Source organism: Aureispira sp. CCB-QB1, assembly GCF_000724545.1.
In the GTDB taxonomy this organism is placed as follows: Bacteria; Bacteroidota; Bacteroidia; order Chitinophagales; family Saprospiraceae; genus Aureispira.
This window is the reverse complement of the sequence record NZ_JHBV01000047.1, coordinates 1-21,129: the sequence shown is the minus strand read 5'-3', so window position 1 is coordinate 21,129 and position 21,129 is coordinate 1. Positions and strand designations below refer to the sequence as shown.

The window sequence follows — 21,129 nt, the reverse complement described above, 5'->3', positions numbered from 1 at the left end:
TAGCTGAAACAGCGATATTTGCTAGGTTTATTACTACTCTGTGTCGGCTAAATGTAGCCTAGAATTGTGCCCAGGACAAGATTCGAACTTGCACGCCCTATACGAGCACCAGCCCCTCAAGCTGGCGTGTCTACCAATTCCACCACCTGGGCATTATTGTTTCCAATAATTATTGGAAGGCAAATATACTTAGTTTTTGGATTAATACAAATTTCCGTACTTTTTTATTTTGAACAATAGATATTCTTTAATTGTTCCTAAGAAATCATTTATTTTAACAAAAAAAATCAATGGTAGAATTATTATTAACAAGACTAGGGAAGTATGCCTCTTTAACAGAAGAAGAAGCAACTTATTTAGCAGAACATTTGGTGATAAAAAAATATGCTAAAAATGAAGTGATTTTTTCAGAAGGAAATATAGCTCGAACGATTTACTTTGTTTTAGAAGGATGTGTGCGATTATATTATAATGTAGAAGGAATTGACAAAACGGCATTTTTTTATACCGAAGGAGATTTTATTTGTGCAGGAGAGAGCTATAATTTAGAAGTTCCAGCTATAGAAAACTATCAAGCTATAGAGGACAGTATTGTTGTTCTATTCGATAAAAGTTGGAATGAAAAATTAATGCATGCTTTTCCTGTTTTTCAACACATCGCCTTGGTAGCGACAGAGAATGAATTAATTGCTTGCCAAAAAATGTTGGCTTCTTTTGTTACGCAAAGCCCAACGCAACGTTATGTTAAGTTGTTGGAAAGTGATGGGGATTTATTCTTGAGAGTTCCACAGCAATATATTGCTTCTTATTTGGGGGTTTCTCCAGAAACATTGAGTCGGATAAAAAAAAGAATTGCTAACAAACGCTTACTTGACGATGGTCAAGAATAAGCTGGTTGAGATGCCTTAGTTTTGCGTTATCGAATTATAATAAAGCAAAACAGCATGAAAACAAAACAAGTATTATTAGCAGGTGGGACAGGTTATTTAGGTGGTTATGTGTTGCAAGAATTGTTACAGAAAGGGCACCGAACAAGGGCGATTGTTAGGTCTTTGAAAAAGATTAATACTCAACATCCGTTGTTGGAGCTAAAAGAAGGACAAGTGACTCAAAAGGAAAGTTTAAAAGGGATATGTGAAGGAATTGATGTGGTTATCAGTACGGTTGGGATTACTAGGCAGAAAGATGGGCTAACATATATGGATGTGGATTATCAGGCTAATTTAAATCTCTTGGAAGAAGCCAAACGAGCAGGAGTACAGAAATTTATTTATGTTTCCGCTATTAATGGGGATGCTCTTAGAGACTTGAAAATATTTGAAGCCAAAGAGCGTTTTGTAGATGCCTTAAAGGAGTCAGGACTGGCATATGTAGTGCTTCGACCCAATGGTTTTTTCTCAGACATGAAGGATTTTTTGAAAATGGCTAAAAATGGACGCGTATATTTATTCGGAGATGGAAACTGTCAATTAAACCCTATTCATGGAGCAGATTTGGCAGAGGTTTGTGTTACTAGTATTGGTAAAAGTACTAGAGAAGTGGTTGTAGGAGGTCCTGATTTGTTTACACAAAATGAGTTGGCAGAATTGGCGTTAGAGGCATGGGGAAATAAAGTTAAAATTGTACATTTGCCGGATTGGATACGCCGAGGAATTATTTTTATAATGAGAACATTTACTTCTTCTAAAACGTATGGTCCTATTGAGTTTTTCTTGACAGCTATGGCAGTAGATAATATAGCTCCTAAATATGGTCAAAAACGTTTAAAATATTTCTTTGAACAAGAAGTTAGCAATATAAAGTAATAATCATAGTGGCAGTCTATATATGAGAGACTGTCATCAATAAACATTTGAATAATTATGGCATTTGATAAGCATCAAGCATACGAACAAGCTATTAATGAGATTAATGCTATCTTAGAAGGGGAGACGAATATGATTTTGAAAATGGCAACGATTAATTGCGTTTTGAAACAGCATTTGCCTTATTATTATTGGGTTGGTTTTTATTGTGTGAACAAGGGACAATTAATAGTGGGACCTTATCAAGGAACCTTAGGGTGCTTGCACATTCCTTTTTCTAAGGGCATTTGTGGTCGTGCTGCTCGAATGGAGGCGACCCAGTTGGTTGAAAATGTGCATGAAGACCCCTCGCATATTGCTTGTGATAGTCGCACAAACTCAGAAATAGTATTGCCTGTTTGGGACAACGAAGGTCAGTTGATTGCTGTCTTTGATGTAGATAGTACGACTTTGGCTTCTTTTGATGCTGTCGATCAGTCTTATTTAGAGCCCTTGTTGGAATTACATTTTAAGAAAAATGAGTTAATCAAATCATACCAATAGCGTTACAATAGTTCGTTGAAACTAACACAAAGGAGTGGCTTACGAGCATAGCGAATGAATCAACGAACTATTGTAATATTAAGAAGTCTCTCGATTTTCTAAGGGACCAACAACTCGACAGGGATTACCAACGGCTAAGACGCCTGAAGGTATATCGGATGCGACAACTGAACCAGCTCCAATGGTGGTGTTGTCTCCAATGGTAACCCCAGGTAAAATAATGCTATTGCCACCAATCCATGTGTTGTGCCCAATTTTAACAGGACTAGAGTAGGTTTTGTAACGCGTTTTATTTGGGTGCAATGGGTCGGTGTAGACCCGTTCAGAGGCTTGTAATGGATGTGAAGCGGTGTATATTTGAACAGAGGGACCAATAAGGCTATTATTACCAATCGTAATTGTATGATTATCTATGAACGTACAATTGCCATGAATAAATGTATTGTGTCCTATAAAAATAAGCTCTCCATAATCGCAAAAAAATGGCGTTTCTAACCAGACGTGCTCCCCAACACTTCCTAATAGCTGCTCTAATAAATGTTGTCTTTGTGAAGTATCACGGCTATCTATATGGTTTAATCTTCTCAGAAGACTTCGTGCGTTATGATATAGGTCTAATAATTCGGTATCTCTAGAATCATAGGCAAGTCCAGCAAGCATTTTTTGTTTTTCTGTCATTGTAGGAATATGGTCTTATTATTAGGTAATAGCTCATTAGGCTAGATTAGCTTGCAATGGGCTATTGAGTGAAAGATTTAGGAATTCCCGAAGTTATAAAAAAGGTCGTAATAAGAAGAAGAGATAACAAGGTTTGTTGTAGAATTGAATATTGTAGTAGTAAAAACATAGTTTTAGGAGAATATTTTTATTTTTAGCAATAGAGTTGTTTTGAATAATTTTAATACAAGAACAGGTTTTTAATTCTAACAAAATATGCAACAGCTACAGAATTATATTAACGGTGCTTTAGTCGCCCCGCAATCCAATCAGTATATAGATAATTATGAGCCTGCAACTGGCAAGGTTTATTCTTTGATTCCAGATTCGGGAGAGGAAGATGTAAATGCGGCAGTGGCTGCCGCAGAAGCCGCTTTTCCTAGTTGGTCAATGACTCCCATTGGAGAGCGTTCTAAGATTTTAATGCGTATTGCTGCTCTAATAGAGGAAAACTTGGAACGGTTGGCATTGGCGGAATCTATTGATAATGGAAAACCAGTTTGGTTAGCAAAAATGGTCGACATCCCACGAGCTGCTAGTAATTTTCATTTTTATGCCACAGCTATCCATCACTATGCTACAGGAGCGCATGCTATGACCAATCAAGCGATTAACTATACTTTACGTGATGCTATTGGTGTTGTAGGGTGTATCTCTCCTTGGAATTTACCACTTTATCTGTTTAGTTGGAAAATTGCACCAGCTTTGGCGGCAGGAAACTGTGTGGTAGCAAAACCATCAGAAGTAACTCCTATGACGGCGTACTTGCTGTCTGAGTTGTGTATAGAAGCTGGATTGCCTAAAGGAGTTTTGAATATTGTACATGGATTGGGGCATTCGGCAGGAAATGCTATTGTTGCACATGACAATGTAAAAGCAATTTCTTTTACAGGTGGAACACAAACAGGCGCACATATCGCAAAGATTGCCGCGCCTAAATTCAAGAAGCTGTCTTTAGAATTAGGAGGTAAAAATCCTAATATTATTTTCGCAGATTGTGACTATGATAAAATGTTGACAACCACTATGCGTTCTTCTTTTGCCAACCAAGGACAAATTTGTTTGTGTGGTTCTCGAATTTTTGTAGAACGACCGATTTATGAGCGGTTTAAGCGGGATTTTGTGGCGCGTGTAAAACAACTCAATGTAGGTGATCCTAATAAAAAAGATAGCAAAATGGGAGCCGTAGTCTCTAAGGCGCATCAAGAAAAAGTACTATCGTATATTCAATTAGCAAAAGAAGAAGGAGGTGTTGTTTTGGCAGGAGGGGAGGCTTTGGAAATAGAAGGTCGTTGCAAAAGTGGGTATTTTATTGCACCAACAGTGATTGAGGGCTTGGAGTACAATTGTAGAACGAATCAGGAAGAAATATTTGGTCCTGTGGTCACTATTATGCCTTTTGATACGGAAGAAGAAGTTTTGAAATATGCCAACAGCGTACAATATGGCTTGGCTTCTACCTTGTGGACTACTAATGTCAGTCGTGCTACTAAAATGGCACAGCAAATTCATGCAGGAATTGTGTGGGTGAACTGTTGGCTGTTGAGAGATTTGAGAACACCTTTTGGTGGGGTCAAAGCTTCTGGAGTAGGTCGAGAAGGTGGTTTTCATGCCTTGGATTTCTTTACAGAACCTAAAAATGTTTGTATCGAATATTAACTTTTAGACAAATGGAAATGATCTTGGAGATATTCTGTGTATTTAGGTTATGAAATTTGCACAGATATTTGGCTGCTCAATACTATTTGGAAAGCCAATACATTTTATTTTTATAGTCCTCTGTTATGTGACCAAGGTCTTTGTTGGGAAACGAAAAATTAAAACAATCAAAATAAAAAAAATATGATTCCAAAAGAAGAATTGTTATACTCAGATAGAGCACCCAAAGCAGTGGGCGCTTATCCTCATGCCCGTAAAGTAGGCAACCTTTTATTTTTATCAGGCGTAGGTCCTCGAAAACTGGGTTCTACAGCAATTCCAGGTGTAGAGCTGGATGATGAGGGTAATATTGTTTCTTATGATATTGAAACTCAATGTCGAGCAGTATTTGATAATATTCGTTATATTGTAGAAGATTGTGGTTCTAGTTGGGAAAACATTGTAGATGTAACTGTCTTTTTGACGAATATGAAGGATGATTTTAAGACGTACAACAAATTGTATGCGGAGTATTTTAAAGATAATCAACCATGTAGAACTACTTGTGAAATCAATTGCTTGCCAACCCCGATAGCTATAGAGCTTAAGGTAATTGCTACTATCGAACCGTAATTGCTATTTGTAAAAGAAAAGTGCGTAGGAAGTGTTGATAGGTTGTTTGATGTAATGTGCGAATTCTATTTTGTGCTAAACACTTACGATCTTACTTGGGGGATTAAAAATCACTGTGTAAATCTTGTAAATTCTAAATTAAAATGAAAACGTTTAATGTTGTTAATTTGATGAAGTGGGTAGAAGAGAATAAAGATGATCTAAAACCACCTGTTTGTAACAAAGAAGTTTTTCCAGGGTCAGAATATATTGTTATGGTTATTGGAGGGCCTAACTTGAGAAAGGATTATCATTATAATGAAACACCAGAGTTCTTTATGCAACTCAAAGGGGATATGGTGTTAAAAATAATTGATGAAGGAGAGCCTAAAGATATTCCTATCAAGGAAGGTGAAATTTTTGTATTGCCAGCCAAAGTGCCGCACTCTCCTCAACGTCCAGAAGGAACGATTGGTTTGGTTATCGAACATGTGCGAGATATAGAAAAGCATACCGATGGATTTCAATGGTATTGTGAAAATTGTAATGCGCAATTGCACGAAGATTATTTTAAATTGACAAATATTGAAAAGCAGTTGCCAGAGGCATTTGCTAAATTTAACAATAATGAAGCCTTGCATAAATGTGATAACTGTGGAGAAGTGCTAGAGGTAGTTAAAAAGTAAGGCGTTATGCCAACCCAATAATATTTGCAACAATTAGGTCTGCGTCTAGGCAATATGGTTGCCTCGGAACTGTATTGTCTGGGCGTTTATGTTTTGAGTATAGAAATGTTATTGGTGGATTAAATTTAAAGGTGTACTTTCCTATAATACGCTATTTAGTCAAGATATATTTTGTGGCTAAAAAAAACTTAAATTTTTTCGATTTTTTTTGAGCTTTAAAAGTTTGATTTTGATTTAATTATAATTTTAGGTTGTTTTTTTGTTAAAAAAAGAAGAAAAAAAAGCGATTATTTTTTTGCATTTCTAAAGACATGTTCTATCTTTGTAATCACAAACGGGAAACATCCCAACAATAATAAAAAAACAAGCGAAAATAGCTCAGCTGGTAGAGCACAACCTTGCCAAGGTTGGGGTCGCGAGTTCGAATCTCGTTTTTCGCTCTAAAGTCTTTCTGAATATTCAGAAAGACTTTTTTTTTGCCAAAAAATAAAGCTTTTAATGCAACAAGGAAACAATAGGTGTAGTATTTGTATTGTATATAAGCAGAAGAACAAATCATCCAAGTATTCAATCATCAACAAGTGTGGTACAAAGTCTATGAGTTAACATTCTAAAGCGAGTTAACTTAGCAAACTGCATGTGTTATTATTAAAACCAGACAATATGAACAAAATAGGAGAACTTAGAGAGTGGGACGAAAATACTTCTGATATAGTAGCAGAAGATGAATTGAGTCAGTTTTTTTCGCAATTACCTATTCGAACACAAAGAGAAGAATGGTTAAATACTTGGTCACATGGTTTTTTTGCCATTTTAGCTGTTTTTGGTTTTGCTTATGTTGTTTTTTGTGCTTTGGCAAATAATCAAGCTTATGCTTTGGAGTCCGCGTTAGTTTATGGGAGTAGTTTAGTCATGTTGTTTGCTGCGTCTGCGTTTTATCACGGAGCATCTGCACCTTTGGTCAAAAAACGTTTGAGAATAATGGACCATTGTGCCATTTTTATATTCATCGCAGGTAATTACACCCCTTTGTTATTGCTTACAGTGGGGGGAGATGTAGGGTTTTCTCTATTGTTGTTACAATGGACTGTAGCGGTGATAGGAGTAGTGCTGAAAATTAAATTTACTGGTCGATACGATTGGTTTTTTATCTTGCTTTTTGTGACAATGGCTTGGATCGGTGTTATTCAGGGAGATTATTTGTATCAAACATTGCCTGCTACTGGATTTAACCTTTTGATTTTGGGAGGTATTGTTTATATGATTGGAATCATCTTTTACAAATCAGAAGCACGTATTCCCTATGCACATTTAATTTGGCATTTGTTTGTTATGGGAGGTTGCTTAATTCACTATATTTTGATGGTTAGTTATGTGTTTTAATCCTACCTAAATATTGGAATGTACGATCTTATTGATATAACAAAGATATAACAAAAAATTAGGAGATGATGGAGGTAAAACACTCGATTAATTTTGTATCTTGGAACCACTCAATGAGCAATAAAAATTATGCTTTGCGCATAACTCTCTGTCACCATTAAGTTTTACTAATTTTAAACTTTGTGACGTTAAAAAATGGTAAAAAGTTTTGTGTGATAACCGAATTACTTAGAGGCAAAAGCGTAGTTCATTTGCGGAGATTCATAATTTATCAAATGTAGTGAACTCACGCAGTGCAGCTAAGTATTACAACAAAAAATAAAAGAACAACTAAGATTATGGCAAGAATGGGGCTTATTTTGTTTGATGACAATCGAGAAACACTTAAACCACTCACTTTTACACGTCCAGTAGCAGAATTGCGTGTTGGAATTTTGACGATTCGAGAGAAGTGGGAGCGAATGCTAAATATGCCAGCTTCTCATCATACGGCACCTTATCTCTCTACAAAATATCCAGCTAATTTTGAGAGTTTGAACATTCTGGTAAATGGTTCTATCTTGCCTACTCAAGAGCTTTGTGATTACATTTTGCAAACTCTACCATCCAATACGTTGTTAGTCAAAGGAGATACACCGATTGTGTTAAAAACAACTCAAGCTACTGCAAAAGCATTTTTGACAGGAGAGAAAAAAGTGCCTACTGTATTAGAGAGCGATTTGGAATTTATAGAAATTGAATATCCTTGGGATTTGTTTGGGAAAAATGGTGCGGCTATAGAAGCTGATTTTGATTTGCTGACCAAGGGCAGAACTTCGCAACCATTGAGTGCAAGTAATCGAGTTATTGGCGATACTAATCGAATCTTTTTGGAGGAAGGTGCTTGGGTAGAATGTGCTATTTTGAATACGGAAGGCGGTTCTATTTATATTGGGAAAAATGCTACAGTAATGGAGGGCTCTATTATTAGAGGTAGTTTTGCATTGTGCGAATCTGCCACTACTAAAATGGCAGCCAAAATATACGGTCCAACAACTATTGGGCCTCATTCAAAAGTAGGTGGTGAAGTCAATAATTCGGTGATACTTGGTTATTCTAATAAAGGGCACGATGGATTTTTGGGAAATTCCGTATTGGGGGAATGGTGTAATTTAGGAGCAGATACGAATAATTCTAATCTTAAAAATAATTACGGAGAAGTACGTGTTTGGAACTATGAACGCCAATCTTTTTCTCGGACAGGTCTTCAATTTTGTGGATTAATTATGGGCGACCATTCCAAGTCAGGTATTAACACAATGTTTAATACAGGAACCGTGATAGGGGTATCTAGCAACCTTTTTGGAGGCGATTTCCCTAGAAAATTTGTCCCTTCTTTTTCTTGGGGGAGTAGTAAGGGCTTTGAAATTTATCAGTTTAAGAAAGCTATGGAGACGGCAGAGCGTGTGATGCAACGCAGAAACAAGGAATTAGATGAGATAGAGCTGGCTATTTTAAAGCATGTGTTTGAAGAAACAAATGTGAACCGAAAATACTAAGTTTGTATGAAGCTAACATTTTGGACCAAGTTGAGTAGCTATTTTGTAGATGTGCAGTTGGAAGAAGCTTGGAGTGATTATAGCGGAAAACTAGAGGTTATTTGTAGAAATGGGCGTTATGCACTTTGTACCCAAAATGCAGTGTATTCTTATGATGATTTGTATGTTAACTTCAGAGATAGTTTCCAACAAATAAATTTGGACAAATATTCGATAGAAAATGTTTTAGTTCTGGGGCTTGGCTTGGGATCTATACCGTTATTATTAGAAAAAAAATTTAAAAAAAAATATAATTACACATTAGTAGAAATTGATCAAAAAATTGTAAATTTAGCTAATAAGTATACATTAGATGAGCTTCAATCCTCATATTCAGTGATTTGTATTGATGCTTTAGAGTACGTTAAAACCTGTTCCCAACAATTTGACTTAGTGGCAATTGACATTTTTATTGATGACCAAATTCCCTCTGCTTTTGAGTCTGTTCAATTTTTAGAAAATGTCAAAAGAGTATTATCACCCAATGCTTTGCTTATGTATAATCAATTGACTTATAACGACACTCTTTTGTCAAAAACAGAACTTTTCTTCGAACGCAAATTTAAAAGCGTTTTTCCTGAAGCTGTTTTTTTGTCTCTGAGTGGTAATAAAATGTTATTAAACAAGTTTTGTCCTACAAAATAAAAGTAAGAATTAAATAAGAATTTATATTGAATATATAATTTTTTTTGTTATCTTTAAGGGGTAAGCTATTTTTCCCCCGTATTTTGTAACAAAACTGTAAGAAATAACATATAAAATATAGTGTATAACACTATAGTAATACAATTTATACTAGAACATAAACTTTTACTAACGATGAGAATTTTGTTTTCTACAAATCATCTCCCCAAAATTACAGTATTTCTGCTTTTATTCTTATTGAGTGGAATACAGACAGTTAGTGCTAACAATAGTTTTTTTGATTATCTCCCAAAGTACAGAAAGTTTAAGTCTCACTACCAAATTGACAAAATTGAATATCAAGAAAAAAGGACGATCATCCATTTTCGATATGTAGTTCAAGAATCAGGTACAACGACTTTTTATAATGGCAACCATCCCAACTCTTGGTATTTGAGAACGCCTCCTAGAATGAGAGGATTAGAAATACAATTCAAACAACTAGAAGTTGCCAATATTGCTATTAATAACGAAGTTAAACGAACATCTCTAACCAATGTTCCCGAAATTAGTTACGACTTAAATAGGGGCGATGTGGTTACTTGCGAAGTTCACTTTGTTAGAATTCCTCGTTATATTCGAATGCTGGATATGATTGATGGCAAGGATGGACACTTAGACCAAGACAAGTTAAATTGTTTTGATATTATGATAAAAACTAAGGACAACCCTTTGTTAGGCAAATCAGAAAACATGGTTGCTGTTGTCAATAGGTTTGAGCAGTCTTTTAGCTATATCAAGCCAAAAGTTCAGGAAGGTAGCCCTTCTGTTGCTAGCACGTCTAGTCAACCTCGTAGTTATTCAACAACAGGGTCAAGTACAAGACCTTCTACAACTCGACCGACGACAACTCGACCAACTACGACTCGTCCAAGCTCAAGTTCAACAACTCGCCCTTCTAGTACATCAGAAGAAAGAGAAGTGGTCAATATTAATCAAACTCCTGAACCTATTGATTACATGCCTGGGGCATTAACCTCAATGGTAGATTTAAAATGCGACACACGAGTTTATTTGCCAGATGTGGTTTTTAAAGAAGATGAAACTAAATTTTCAGGTCGTGTAAAGGCTATTCAGAACATTCGAGTAATTGTAGAATACGTTAATACCTATACAAATGCTCGAATTAATTTGTATGGTCATACTGATATACATGGAAATCCACGAAAAAATTTAGACCTTTCAAGAGAAAGAGCCTTGGCTGTAAAGCGTGAATTGGTCAATATGGGAATCAACCCTAATAAGATATCTGTTTACTTTTTTGGAGGAACGCAGCCTTTGTCTAAATATAAAAATGGGGGTTCGCCTAATCGTCGTGTAGAAGTAGAACCGATTTGTGTGGAATAAAATATTAATTTTATAAAAATATATAAGATAGCTCTACAAGGAATTGTAGGGCTTTTTTATTGTATATACTCTGTTGAATTTTTAACGGAGTATGTAGTATATTATAGACCTTTTTGCCTTTTTCAAAACGACATTAGGATATAAGATAAAATCATCTTATAATAAAGCTTAGAATAAACAAATTGCCTTATATTTGTTTTATAACATAGAGCATTTGTTACAACAAGAATTGGTAGATTATCCATCGAATATTTAGGGAATTTAGCAGAAGCAGTAATTCTTAAATCAAGAACGATAATGCTTTGGATATTTAGCATCTTAAATGCAAGTGAATCGGCTATCTATTTAATGTGGTTTTGTAACAAACTATTGAAGTTAATTAGTTGCATTTTGAGCATCTAACGAATTAACTAACGACAATCAATCATCATCAATCATAAATTAAATTAATGAATACAGGTACTTTTTCGGCAGCTGAGCGCACCACTTGGTTGTCAAAATTAGAGTCAGAGCTATTTGACTTATTGGTTATTGGAGGGGGAATTACAGGAGCAGGAATTGCTTTAGATGCTGCGACAAGAGGTCTTAAGGTAGCTTTAATTGAAAAGAAAGATTTTGCATGGGGGACAAGTAGCCGTTCTACAAAACTCATTCATGGAGGCTTACGTTACTTAAAACAATTAGAGTTTGGTCTGGTTCATGAAGTAGGTATTGAGCGGGCAATTGTACATGCTAATGCTCCTCATGTTGTCATTCCCGAAAAAATGTTGTTACCAATTGTTGAAGATGGATCATTGGGCAAAAGACTAAGTTCTATCGGACTTTGGGTTTATGATCGTTTGGCAAGTGTGGAAAAAGAAGAGCGTAGAAAAATGTTAGAGAAAGATGTCGTTGTAGGTTTAGAACCATTGGTACGCCCAGATATCTTATTGGGAGGTGGTTTGTATTACGAATATAGAACAGATGATGCTCGTTTGACCATTGAAAATATAAAAACAGCGGTGGATAATGGAGCTATCTGTGTCAATTATGCTGAGCTAACAGATTTTGTCTACAAAGAAAATGGTTATGTAGGAGGAGCAGTAGTAAAAGATCATATAGGGAATCAAACAATAAAAGTAAATGCTAGAAGAGTTGTAAATGCGGGAGGTCCATGGGTGGATACCATCCGAACATATGACAAAGAAGGCGTAGTTGGTAAACGTTTACACCTTACAAAAGGAGTGCATATTGTCGTTCCTTATGAAAAGTTGCCGTTGCAGCAATCGGTCTATTTTGATGTAAAAAAAGACAATAGAATGTGCTTTGCTATCCCAAGGGGAAATATTACGTATATTGGAACAACAGATACTTTTTATGATAAAAGTATTGACCAACCGAATGCAACAAGAGAAGATGTACTGTATATTTTAGAAGCCACCAATTATATGTTTCCTACTGCAAAACTAAATATTAGTGATGTAGAGTCTTCTTGGGCTGGTTTAAGACCCTTAATTCACCAAGACGGTAAGTCTCCCTCTGAGTTGTCAAGGAAGGATGAAATTTTTTATTCTGAAACAGGCTTGATTTCTATTGCTGGAGGAAAGCTGACAGGCTATCGCAAGATGGCAGAGCGCGTTTTGAATTTTGTTGCTAAAACAATGCGTACTAAGAGTAGTTCCAAAACTCAAAAATTAAGATTGTCTGGAGGGGATTTTGACTCTACAGAAGCCATTCAAGCCTACGTGTATAAAGTGACAGGAGAGGCTAAGCAAATTGGTTTAAGGTTAGAGCATATTCATGCGTTGGTCTATCGTTATGGTACGAATACAGATATTATCATTAACAAAGCTTATGAATTGTACAACTCGATTAAAGACGTAGAAGAGCGTTTGTTGAGTGCTGAAATTTGGTATTCTATCCATTATGAAATGACAAATAATTTATGTGATTTTTTAATACGAAGAACTGGTCGCCTTTATTTTGAACGCCCTACATTAGAACATACCTATCATTATATTGCCAACCAAATGGCAAGCATGTTGAATTGGTCAGAGGAGCGAAAGCAGAAAGAAGTGCAAGATTTTGAGCAGGCTTATGCAGCAGTAATGAACTTTAAACGATAAATAACGGCTACTAATAATAAGTGGGCTTTGTGCTTTGTAAAGACAGTCACCTGTTTAATCGCTTGGGGCTTTACAAAGCACAAAAGCAGTTGATAGATATGCTCAAACAGTTTTGGGAAGCCTTTATTTATCATTTCGAGAGCGCATATTTTTGGGCATAGGCTATAGGAGTCCTACCGGTTAATTTTTTGAACAATACTCGGAAAGATTTAGGATCTTGATAGCCTATTGAGTGCATAACTGCTGAAACATCTAAATGACCAGTTTCAAATGCTTTTTTGGCTACCTCTATCCTAATTTTTTGTAAATAAGTAATGGGAGTGTCTCCTGTGGCTTTTTTGAATCTCCTAATAAAGTTTCGAGGGCTCATCATAGCTATAGCTGCTAGTTGGTGAATGTTTATTTTTTGTGCATAATTCTTTTCCATAAAAGATTGTACGGCTATTATAGGAGTATCTTGATGGTCTTTTTGTGGATAAAAAATATAAAAACGATTTTGAGATTCAATAGGATATTCTATACCCAATACTTTTGAAAAATGAAGGGCAAGTTCTCTAGAACAGTATTCCTCGAGTAACAAGAAAATTAGTTGAAGGGATGAGAATGCACCTCCACTGGTGTAGATGTTTTTTTCTTTGGTAACCGTTTGATTTGTTTTCATAATAACGTTCGGAAAACGAAGGCGCATCATTTTATCTCCCATCCAATGGGTAGAGCAGGGCAATTGATCAAGTAGCCCCGTATTGGCTAAGAGGATAGAACCAAGACACATACTACATAGTTTGGTGCCTTTTTGATATTCTTCTTTTAACCAAAGACTGAGCTTATTATAATGAGCTAAATCCATCGTATCCAAAAAAGATTCTTTTAAAGAAGGAAGTAAAATGACATGATTAGGAGAAGTATTGGGAATAGTCTCACACGTTTTTATACTAGTATATGTATTAATTGTAATTTCAGATTGCTCATAACCGACTAGTTTTAAGTGGAAAAAAGACTTGCCTGTAATCTTTTGCATGTATTCGTTGACGCTATTGATTAGATCAATGGTTGGGAAAATAGCGGAGCCAAAACTATCTTTATATATAACGAGGGATATGATAATCATAGATGGTTTGTCTTGTATAATAATAATTCGTTGCTTTTAGTTGCTGATAATTAAACTAATACGATTTTTAAAGCAGAACAATGATAAAGTTCTTGACCGATCACAAAGTAGCAGCGTAGCTAGCCATTAGTGGTTCAAAAATAAACTATTTTAATGGCAATATTCCCCTTTTAATTGTCAATATTGCCTATTGAAGAACTGATTAGAGGTAAATATATTTGCATCTTAATTTATAACTTAAAAGGATGACAAATGGAAATAGGAAGTTATCGTTGGGCAAAAACGACAGACAGCAAGCTCAGTAAATCAGAAAAGCGACAGATTTTGCAACAGTTGATTCGTGTACAGTTCAGAGAATTTATATTATTACTTCAAACTAAAACAGGGTTTAATAAGAATCGACTTGCACAAGTTAACTTGGATTCAATTCGAATACCCGATTCCAAATTTGCAGATTTATCGAATGAATTAGCAAAAGAAACGTATGATGTGCCCTTGTATAAACATTGTGTCCGAACGTACTTTTTTGCCAGTATGTTGGCTCAATATGAGGGATATAAGATTGATGAGGAACTGTTATACATTAGTGCTATTCTGCATGATTTAGGGATTAGTGAGACACACAAACAAAAGGCTTGTTCTTGTTGTTTTGCCGTTGTTGGCGCAGAGTTAGCCTATGACTTTGCTAGTCAAATTGGTGTAGAAGAAGAAAGAGCACAACAAATTTACAATGCAATTTCTATTCATTTGAACCCACTCGTTTCTAACAACCAAACACCTGAGGCTGTTGTTTTGAGTCGTGGAGCCTTTCTAGACGTTTCTGGCTTTAGTCATCGTTGTATACCTAAAAGAGAGCTGGTTAAACTAAACACAACCTATTCTAGAACTAATTTCTCAGATGCATTAATAGATACGGTAGACAACATCAATCATCTAAAAGGAACTAGAGCAGAATTTTTACGGAAGTTTGGTTTTTCCAATTTAGTTCGAAAAAATCCTTTGAATAAAATAGTTTAATTTAATAAGGCACTAAAGTTGAGAAGCAAACAAAGCGCATAAAATCCCTGTTGCTACACCTGCGTTTAACGATTCTGCACCACCCATTTTAGGAATGGTGATTTTATGCGTAATTTCTTTTTGAATAGGATCACTTAAACCTTTGCCCTCATTACCAATCAAAAGAAAGGAAGGTGTTTTTAGGGACTGTTTAAAAACATTGTCACCACCTAATACAGCTCCATAAACAGGTAAGGATGGGTATTGAGAGAATAATGCTTCCAAGTCTATATAATGCACTTGAACACGAAGAAAACCACCCATACTTGCTTGAATTACTTTGGAGTTGTAGATGTCTACGCAGCCTTTGGAGCAAAAAATATGAGGAATTCCAAACCAATCGGCAATACGAATAATGGTTCCCATATTTCCAGGGTCTTGAATGTTTTCAAGAACTAGATTAAGTGATGTTTGTATTTTATCAGCGAAAGATGTATAATGAGGTGTTTCTACAACAGCAACAACCGAATTAGGAGTTTTTAAAGAAGATATTTTTTTGAGTCCATTAAGAGGTGTAGGTGTTAAACGGTTTTGATAAGATGCTAGGATAGTTTTATTTTTGTTAATCCAGTCTTCTGTTGCATAGATGGAATGTATCTTGAATATATGCTGACGTAATACTTCATCAATAATTTTTTCTCCTTCTACTAAAAAAACTTTCTCTCTTTGTCTGTGTTTCTTTTGTTGAAGGGATTGTAAATATTTAATCTTTGCTTTGGATAACATCTTAGCGTTAATTCTATTTAATTCTATGAAATATAAATTTGAGCACTTTTCTTGTATTTTCTTGCTTTTGTGTCTACTAATGAGCAGTTGTGGCAATCGAAAATTCTTAAAGAGTCACTCAAAGTCGATGGAAAAACCTCGAGTTAGAGTTTTTGATGAATATATGGTGAAAAAAAACCAAATTAATTTTCTGAAGCAAAAGTACAAAATCCAAGAAGACTCAGAGAATTTGTACTACGAAATGTCTTCCATTATTCAGCAAGTTCCAGATCGCTCTATAATACGAGGCTTTCGCCAAATGGTTTATCACCTCAACGATACATTGTCTATTCCGTACAAATTTAATCGAGATAGTATGAAAATACTTCCCGATACTATTCGTCGAAAATCAACAGGACTACAGCGTTGGTTGCATCGAAAGGTAGGGTATGGACCTGTTATTTTAGACACAGCAAAAACTAATCTTACAGTTAGGAATATGCGTGCATTTCTAAATCAAAAAGGTTATTACAATGCAGAAGTTAGTTCACAGATTACCTATAAAAGACATACTGCAATTGTATCTTATAATATAAAAACAGGAATGCCAATATTAATTGACACGGTATTACTTATTTCTAAAGATACAGCTATTCAGGATATAATGGAAGAAATAAAAAGTCTTACTGTGTTAAAGCAAGGAATACGAGCATCGGTTGATAACATGAATAAAGAAAGAGGAAGGCTTGAATTGGCGATTAAAAATCGGGGGTATTTTGAATTTACAAAGAATTATGTCGTCTTTCGAATTGATACGGTCAATGCAAAAGAAGTAGCTCCAAAAGAGGGGGGGCTTTTTAATAGCAATCCCGAACAAGGAGAACCAAGAGCAAATATTTATGTTGAGGTATTGCCTTATTCAGATACCTCGATTATCCATCCTAAATATAAGATTTGTAATGTTTTGATTACTCCTAATGAGTATATAGTAAAGGCGTCTAAAGTACGTAAGATCAAAAAAGATTCTTTTTTTATTGTTGAGCGGACACTTAAAGATAGAGTGAAGCGGATTGTTCTAAAAGAAGGAGAGATTATGTTGCCAAAAGATAGTTTGGTTACAACGGTAAAAACAGTTGGAGGGAAACAACGTCGGATTGTGTTGCGTAGCTTGCCAAGATTCAAGAAAGTAACTTTGAACGCTCGTTCAGAGATGCAAGATAACGATAAGCTAGTACATATTTTATTGCGTAAAATTGTTAGAAACAAAGATGGAAGCCCAACAACAGAGCGCCAACGAAGACAAACTTATTTTATTCGAGATAAAGTAATTTCGGATGCGGTGCCTGTTGAGATTGGGCAGTTGTATAGTTACCGATTGGAGCAAGAAACTAGGCGCAATATTAATGTGTTGGATGTATTTCGAGCCCCAAGGGTAGAGTATGTTATTTCGTCGAACGGAGAACCTAATTGTTTAGATTGTTTGGTCAAAATGCAACGTGGAGAGAAACAGGGTGTTGGAGGAGATTTTGAAATTAATAATAACAATACGAATGTTTCGAGTTTGGGAGTCGCAGCTTTTGGATCTTACCAAAATAAAAATATTTTTAAAGGAGCAGAGACCTTCGAAATTTCTTTATCAGGAGGTCTTGATTTTAAATTAACAGGACGAGATTCTTTTGATAATAATTTCTGGAAACAAGCAGTAAATTTGTTTGATGTTTCGGCAGAAACAAGCTTATTTTTTCCTAGGTTTTTAGGTTTTCCTTTCCTTAAGAAAATGTTCAAAATGGAAAGCCCTACTACAAAGGTTTCATTGGGATACCGATATCTACAACAATCAACGGATTTTCAAATTAGCTCTTTTTATACCAAAATAGGATACGATTGGAGGCGAGGTCCCTATCATACATTTAGTTGGAATCCTGCTGTGGTTAATATTACTTTGCAGCCTGTGTTGGAGCCTAGTTTTGAAGCCCTACTCCGACAAAACAATAGAGCATTATATGAGTCTTTGTCTGCCAGCTATTTGATTCCTAGTATGGATTTTAGTTATACATTTAGTTCTCCTACTGCCTCAACAAAAGGAGGTAGCTGGTATTTTAAATCTTCTTTTGAATTAGCAGGAAATCTTATCTACTTATTAGATCAGGCAGTGGAGCCAAATAAGCAGTTGAAGTTTTTTGGAATAGATTATTCACAGTATTTTAAAACAGATTTTGATCTTCGTTACTCTTATAAATTAGGAAAATACCATTCGATTGCTTCTCGATTTATGTTTGGTATTATTATTCCTTATGGGAATTCAGAAGGTACGGATGTGCCCTTCGTTAAGCGTTTTGCATTGGGGGGACCTAGTAGTATGAGGGCTTGGCTATTGCGTTATATTGGTCCTGGTGAGCAAACTTCTGTTAATGGTGCTGAATTTCAACTGGGGGATTTGAGGATGGAATTTAATAGCGAATACCGTTTTATGTTTACCTCTTGGATAGGTGGTGCCTTTTTTGTAGATGTTGGAAATATTTGGTTGTTGAATTCCAGAGCAACCGCAACAAATATTCCACAGCAGAACCCCAAAACAGGGGTTTTTACAGAGCGTTTTTATGAGCAGTTGGCTATTGGAGCAGGACTAGGACTAAGGTTTGATTTGAGTTTCTTTGTCTTTCGGGTAGACTTTGGGATACAATTGAGAGATCCACAAGGATACCGCCTAAAAGAAGACGGAACTGTGCAGTATTGGAACTTTGATCCTTTTGTCTTGCCAGGGCGTTCGAACCTTATCTTTGCTGTTGGGTATCCATTCTAATGAATCTTATTGAAAAGAAATAGATTGAGTAATTCAGACAATGGAATATCGGGACCATCACATTTGGAAATGTATACAGAACCGATTTTGAACCCTAATAAACTAGATAGTTTTGAATGGAGAAGAAGGATTGTATCAACGTTAGGTAATGCAAAATTTAAAATACAATATTATGGAGCATTACATTCAGAATGGAATACTTTGATTGTGGGAACTGAGTTTGCACCTCAAAAAATAGTATTGGTAGATATAAATAATCAAGAAGAAATATTGCTATTTGATGCCTGTAAACATGGTTATAATGCCTTGCTTTGTGATAAATATACTCAAGAACAATTGGCAGCTAGAATGACAAATCAATTGTATCAAGATCAATGGGGAAACGATAGTTTTGAAATAATTATCTCTGTATATTATCAAATTAATTTTGAAGAAGAATTTAGCGAAGAGATAGATGTTAATGGTGATGTTGAGTTAATTAATGGTCAAAAAATTAGCCTCGAAATGTTGAAGAGAAATGCCTACGACTGTATACAGATTTGGGGAATTAATAAAGATGGGAAGAAAGTAGAAATTATATCCGAAGAATTGGCTTAGTAGTAGTTTTATAGAAAATTTTAAATAGTCTTCAAAAAACTAACCTAAAATGAATGTATTAAAAATATCTTATATTCTTGCATTGTTATTGGTAGTTTATTGCATGAGTTGTTCCTCCAGAAATGGAGGTGTAAAGGAAAAGAACAACCAACTTGCTGATATATCTGAAGCATACCTTAATAAAAAAGGAGAGGATACTTCAATTTCTAAAATGATTGTAGATTCTTTATAAATACTTCAAAACGAATACAATATAATTCGCCTACATATCGTACTTTAAAACAAGATTCACGAATAAACTTTAAGTTGAAAAATTTGGGAATGAACCTAAATGAAGAGAGAGCGAAGAAGGGGAAAAGTCCAATTTCTTTTGATTATAAAAATGGACACTTAAATTTTTACGAAAAAGAAGGCTTTAGCTGTATAGATTATTATTTCCTATTGGCAGGTACCAATGAAATATTACCATATATCAAAAAAGAAACAGCGTCAGAAATATATATTGATTATTACAAAGTAGCTTACCCTAGTGTAGAAATTACAGATGGACAATATGAGGTCATTAATAGAGCCCAACCAGTAGAAGCAATCGTAAAACTATCTACGAAAGTTAGCACCTCTTTTATAAAAAATCGAAAAATATATTTCAAAGACAAAGAACTGCCATTTTATACTGCTTTATCATTGTAGGAATCTATCTAAATTCCAGTTGCGTTTAGATAGATTCCATTGTTTAAGATACAGCCTCATCAATACTAGTACGTACCCAAAGAATAATATCTAATAAGGCATTGATAAATGTTTGTACAGTGTAGATGGTAATAGGATAGTTATAATACTCACTAGATTCTGGAGCTTTGTGATTAATGGCAATACTTTGAGTACTATAAATAACATAGGTCATAAAAGAAATATGCAATGGAGCCAACTTTTTGACCTTGATATGGTCAATTAAATCTTTGCCCCGACCAGGAGTATCTTTACCTTGTCCAAAAAGCATTGGGTCCATTTTTAAACATTCTTTACAGTAGACATTTAAAATAGATTCTTCCAGTCGTCGAATGAAGCCCAAACGATTCATTAAATCTTCTCTTTTAGATGATAATTTAGGAGATAACAAGCTAATTAAAAAGGCGTTATCTTCATCATCTAGATATTGTTCTGCAAATTCAAAAACTTCTGGATGCTGTTGTTTGATTTTTGTTTCTTCCAATTTGCCAATTGCTTGGTGAAGATGCTCAAACATCGCCTCCATCATATTATCATCAACAGCAGTTTTTTTCTTATCAAAAATTTTAGCTCGATTTCTTAAGCTCGGTTCTAGTTGCACATACCAAGCCGTATGCACACAAAAAGGCAAGGTGCGTTCGTGTAATAATTCCAACTCCCTTAATTTTAAGATCGCTTCGTGGACAAAGTTCTCAGCTTCTGTACCTTTTGGTTGTTCGGGCGACATTGGAGCTTTACCATCTAAAATAACAGCTTGATACTTTGTATTGTTTTCCAATTCTCTAAAACCATCTTTAAAGTTGGTTGCATTGGTAATAATAACGTTATGACGTCGAGCTCGGTTCTTAATCGAAGCAGAAAGCCCTTCATCATCATCAATCATTAAGACATTGATAGGCCTTCTGCGTTTTTTATTTTTTGTCATTAAAACTTTTCTTGAAAGTGGATAAATGGTTGTGTTGTTAAATGTATGATGGAAGTTCATTGAAATAAAAGACAAAAATTTTAAACAAATGCCATTGATACTTAAGTTT

20 protein-coding genes and 2 tRNA genes are annotated in these 21,129 nt (G+C 35.2%); 17 read left to right on the top strand and 5 right to left on the bottom strand.

What is annotated here, in order from left to right; genetic code table 11:
* Positions 1-67: 67 nt before the first annotated feature.
* A tRNA-Leu gene (locus CG11_RS25200) sits at positions 68-152 on the bottom strand.
* Between the two features lie 138 nt (positions 153-290).
* Here CG11_RS25200 and CG11_RS25195 point away from each other — a divergent pair.
* The 3 genes from CG11_RS25195 to CG11_RS25185 are packed head-to-tail and all read left to right on the top strand — an operon-like array spanning position 291 to position 2,348.
* On the top strand, positions 291-890 hold the full coding sequence (locus CG11_RS25195; RefSeq protein WP_052599738.1) for a Crp/Fnr family transcriptional regulator: 600 nt from the start codon (positions 291-293) through the stop codon (positions 888-890).
* A gap of 54 nt (positions 891-944) precedes the next feature.
* Positions 945-1,805, top strand: a complete 861-nt coding sequence (locus CG11_RS25190; protein WP_052599737.1) for an SDR family oxidoreductase — start codon at positions 945-947, stop codon at positions 1,803-1,805.
* A gap of 57 nt (positions 1,806-1,862) precedes the next feature.
* Positions 1,863-2,348 (top strand): GAF domain-containing protein, encoded by a 486-nt coding sequence (locus CG11_RS25185; RefSeq protein WP_052599736.1) that lies wholly within the window; start codon positions 1,863-1,865, stop codon positions 2,346-2,348.
* A gap of 78 nt (positions 2,349-2,426) precedes the next feature.
* Here the strand turns inward: CG11_RS25185 and CG11_RS31030 are convergent, their stop codons facing one another.
* On the bottom strand, positions 2,427-3,026 hold the full coding sequence (locus CG11_RS31030) for a sugar O-acetyltransferase (protein WP_052599735.1): 600 nt from the start codon (positions 3,024-3,026) through the stop codon (positions 2,427-2,429).
* Between the two features lie 255 nt (positions 3,027-3,281).
* Here CG11_RS31030 and CG11_RS25175 point away from each other — a divergent pair, with 255 nt between their 5' ends.
* The 9 genes from CG11_RS25175 (at position 3,282) to CG11_RS25135 (ending at position 13,097) form a co-directional block, all read left to right on the top strand.
* Complete coding sequence (locus CG11_RS25175; protein ID WP_052599734.1) at positions 3,282-4,724, top strand: aldehyde dehydrogenase; 1,443 nt, start codon at positions 3,282-3,284, stop codon at positions 4,722-4,724.
* Positions 4,725-4,907: 183 nt separating this feature from the next.
* Positions 4,908-5,336 carry a RidA family protein gene (locus tag CG11_RS25170; protein WP_052599733.1) on the top strand — a complete coding sequence of 143 codons (429 nt, stop codon included), beginning with the start codon at positions 4,908-4,910 and terminating at the stop codon, positions 5,334-5,336.
* A gap of 143 nt (positions 5,337-5,479) precedes the next feature.
* On the top strand, positions 5,480-6,001 hold the full coding sequence (locus CG11_RS25165; RefSeq protein WP_052599732.1) for a 3-hydroxyanthranilate 3,4-dioxygenase: 522 nt from the start codon (positions 5,480-5,482) through the stop codon (positions 5,999-6,001).
* 367 nt (positions 6,002-6,368) lie between these two features.
* Positions 6,369-6,441, top strand: a tRNA-Gly gene (locus tag CG11_RS25160).
* Positions 6,442-6,664: 223 nt separating this feature from the next.
* Positions 6,665-7,384, top strand: coding sequence for a hemolysin III family protein (locus CG11_RS25155; RefSeq protein ID WP_052599731.1), 720 nt, complete (start codon positions 6,665-6,667; stop codon positions 7,382-7,384).
* Positions 7,385-7,722: 338 nt separating this feature from the next.
* Positions 7,723-8,922, top strand: a complete 1,200-nt coding sequence (locus CG11_RS25150) for a GlmU family protein (RefSeq protein WP_197043937.1) — start codon at positions 7,723-7,725, stop codon at positions 8,920-8,922.
* Positions 8,923-8,952: 30 nt separating this feature from the next.
* Entirely contained in the window at positions 8,953-9,606 is a 654-nt protein-coding gene (locus CG11_RS25145) for a spermidine synthase (protein ID WP_197043936.1), read from the top strand.
* Positions 9,607-9,780: 174 nt separating this feature from the next.
* Entirely contained in the window at positions 9,781-10,992 is a 1,212-nt protein-coding gene (locus CG11_RS25140) for an OmpA family protein (RefSeq protein WP_052599728.1), read from the top strand.
* Positions 10,993-11,441: 449 nt separating this feature from the next.
* Positions 11,442-13,097 carry a glycerol-3-phosphate dehydrogenase/oxidase gene (locus CG11_RS25135; RefSeq protein ID WP_052599727.1) on the top strand — a complete coding sequence of 552 codons (1,656 nt, stop codon included), beginning with the start codon at positions 11,442-11,444 and terminating at the stop codon, positions 13,095-13,097.
* Positions 13,098-13,227: 130 nt separating this feature from the next.
* Here the strand turns inward: CG11_RS25135 and CG11_RS25130 are convergent, their stop codons facing one another.
* Positions 13,228-14,205 carry a GlxA family transcriptional regulator gene (locus CG11_RS25130; protein WP_081909649.1) on the bottom strand — a complete coding sequence of 326 codons (978 nt, stop codon included), beginning with the start codon at positions 14,203-14,205 and terminating at the stop codon, positions 13,228-13,230.
* Between the two features lie 252 nt (positions 14,206-14,457).
* Here CG11_RS25130 and CG11_RS25125 point away from each other — a divergent pair, with 252 nt between their 5' ends.
* Positions 14,458-15,222, top strand: coding sequence for an HD domain-containing protein (locus CG11_RS25125; RefSeq protein WP_052599725.1), 765 nt, complete (start codon positions 14,458-14,460; stop codon positions 15,220-15,222).
* A gap of 12 nt (positions 15,223-15,234) precedes the next feature.
* On the opposite strand, the gene CG11_RS25120 is transcribed toward CG11_RS25125, so the two are convergent.
* Positions 15,235-15,987, bottom strand: coding sequence for an RNA methyltransferase (locus CG11_RS25120; RefSeq protein WP_052599724.1), 753 nt, complete (start codon positions 15,985-15,987; stop codon positions 15,235-15,237).
* A gap of 127 nt (positions 15,988-16,114) precedes the next feature.
* Between CG11_RS25120 and CG11_RS25115 the strand changes: the two genes are divergently transcribed.
* The 4 genes from CG11_RS25115 to CG11_RS25100 all read left to right on the top strand — a co-directional run bounded on the left by CG11_RS25115 (position 16,115) and on the right by CG11_RS25100 (position 20,056).
* Entirely contained in the window at positions 16,115-18,769 is a 2,655-nt protein-coding gene (locus tag CG11_RS25115; RefSeq protein ID WP_052599723.1) for a BamA/TamA family outer membrane protein, read from the top strand.
* Positions 18,770-18,793: 24 nt separating this feature from the next.
* The gene (locus tag CG11_RS25110) at positions 18,794-19,366 is read left to right on the top strand and encodes a hypothetical protein (protein WP_063833212.1); all 573 of its coding nucleotides are present in this window, start codon (positions 18,794-18,796) and stop codon (positions 19,364-19,366) included.
* Between the two features lie 49 nt (positions 19,367-19,415).
* Positions 19,416-19,598: a hypothetical protein gene (locus CG11_RS25105; RefSeq protein WP_052599721.1), complete on the top strand. Its 183-nt coding sequence runs from the start codon at positions 19,416-19,418 to the stop codon at positions 19,596-19,598.
* Between the two features lie 89 nt (positions 19,599-19,687).
* Positions 19,688-20,056, top strand: a complete 369-nt coding sequence (locus tag CG11_RS25100) for a hypothetical protein (RefSeq protein WP_052599720.1) — start codon at positions 19,688-19,690, stop codon at positions 20,054-20,056.
* Positions 20,057-20,099: 43 nt separating this feature from the next.
* Here the strand turns inward: CG11_RS25100 and CG11_RS25095 are convergent.
* Positions 20,100-21,129: hypothetical protein (locus tag CG11_RS25095; protein WP_306385551.1), on the bottom strand; the 1,030-nt coding region annotated here is incomplete at its 5' end.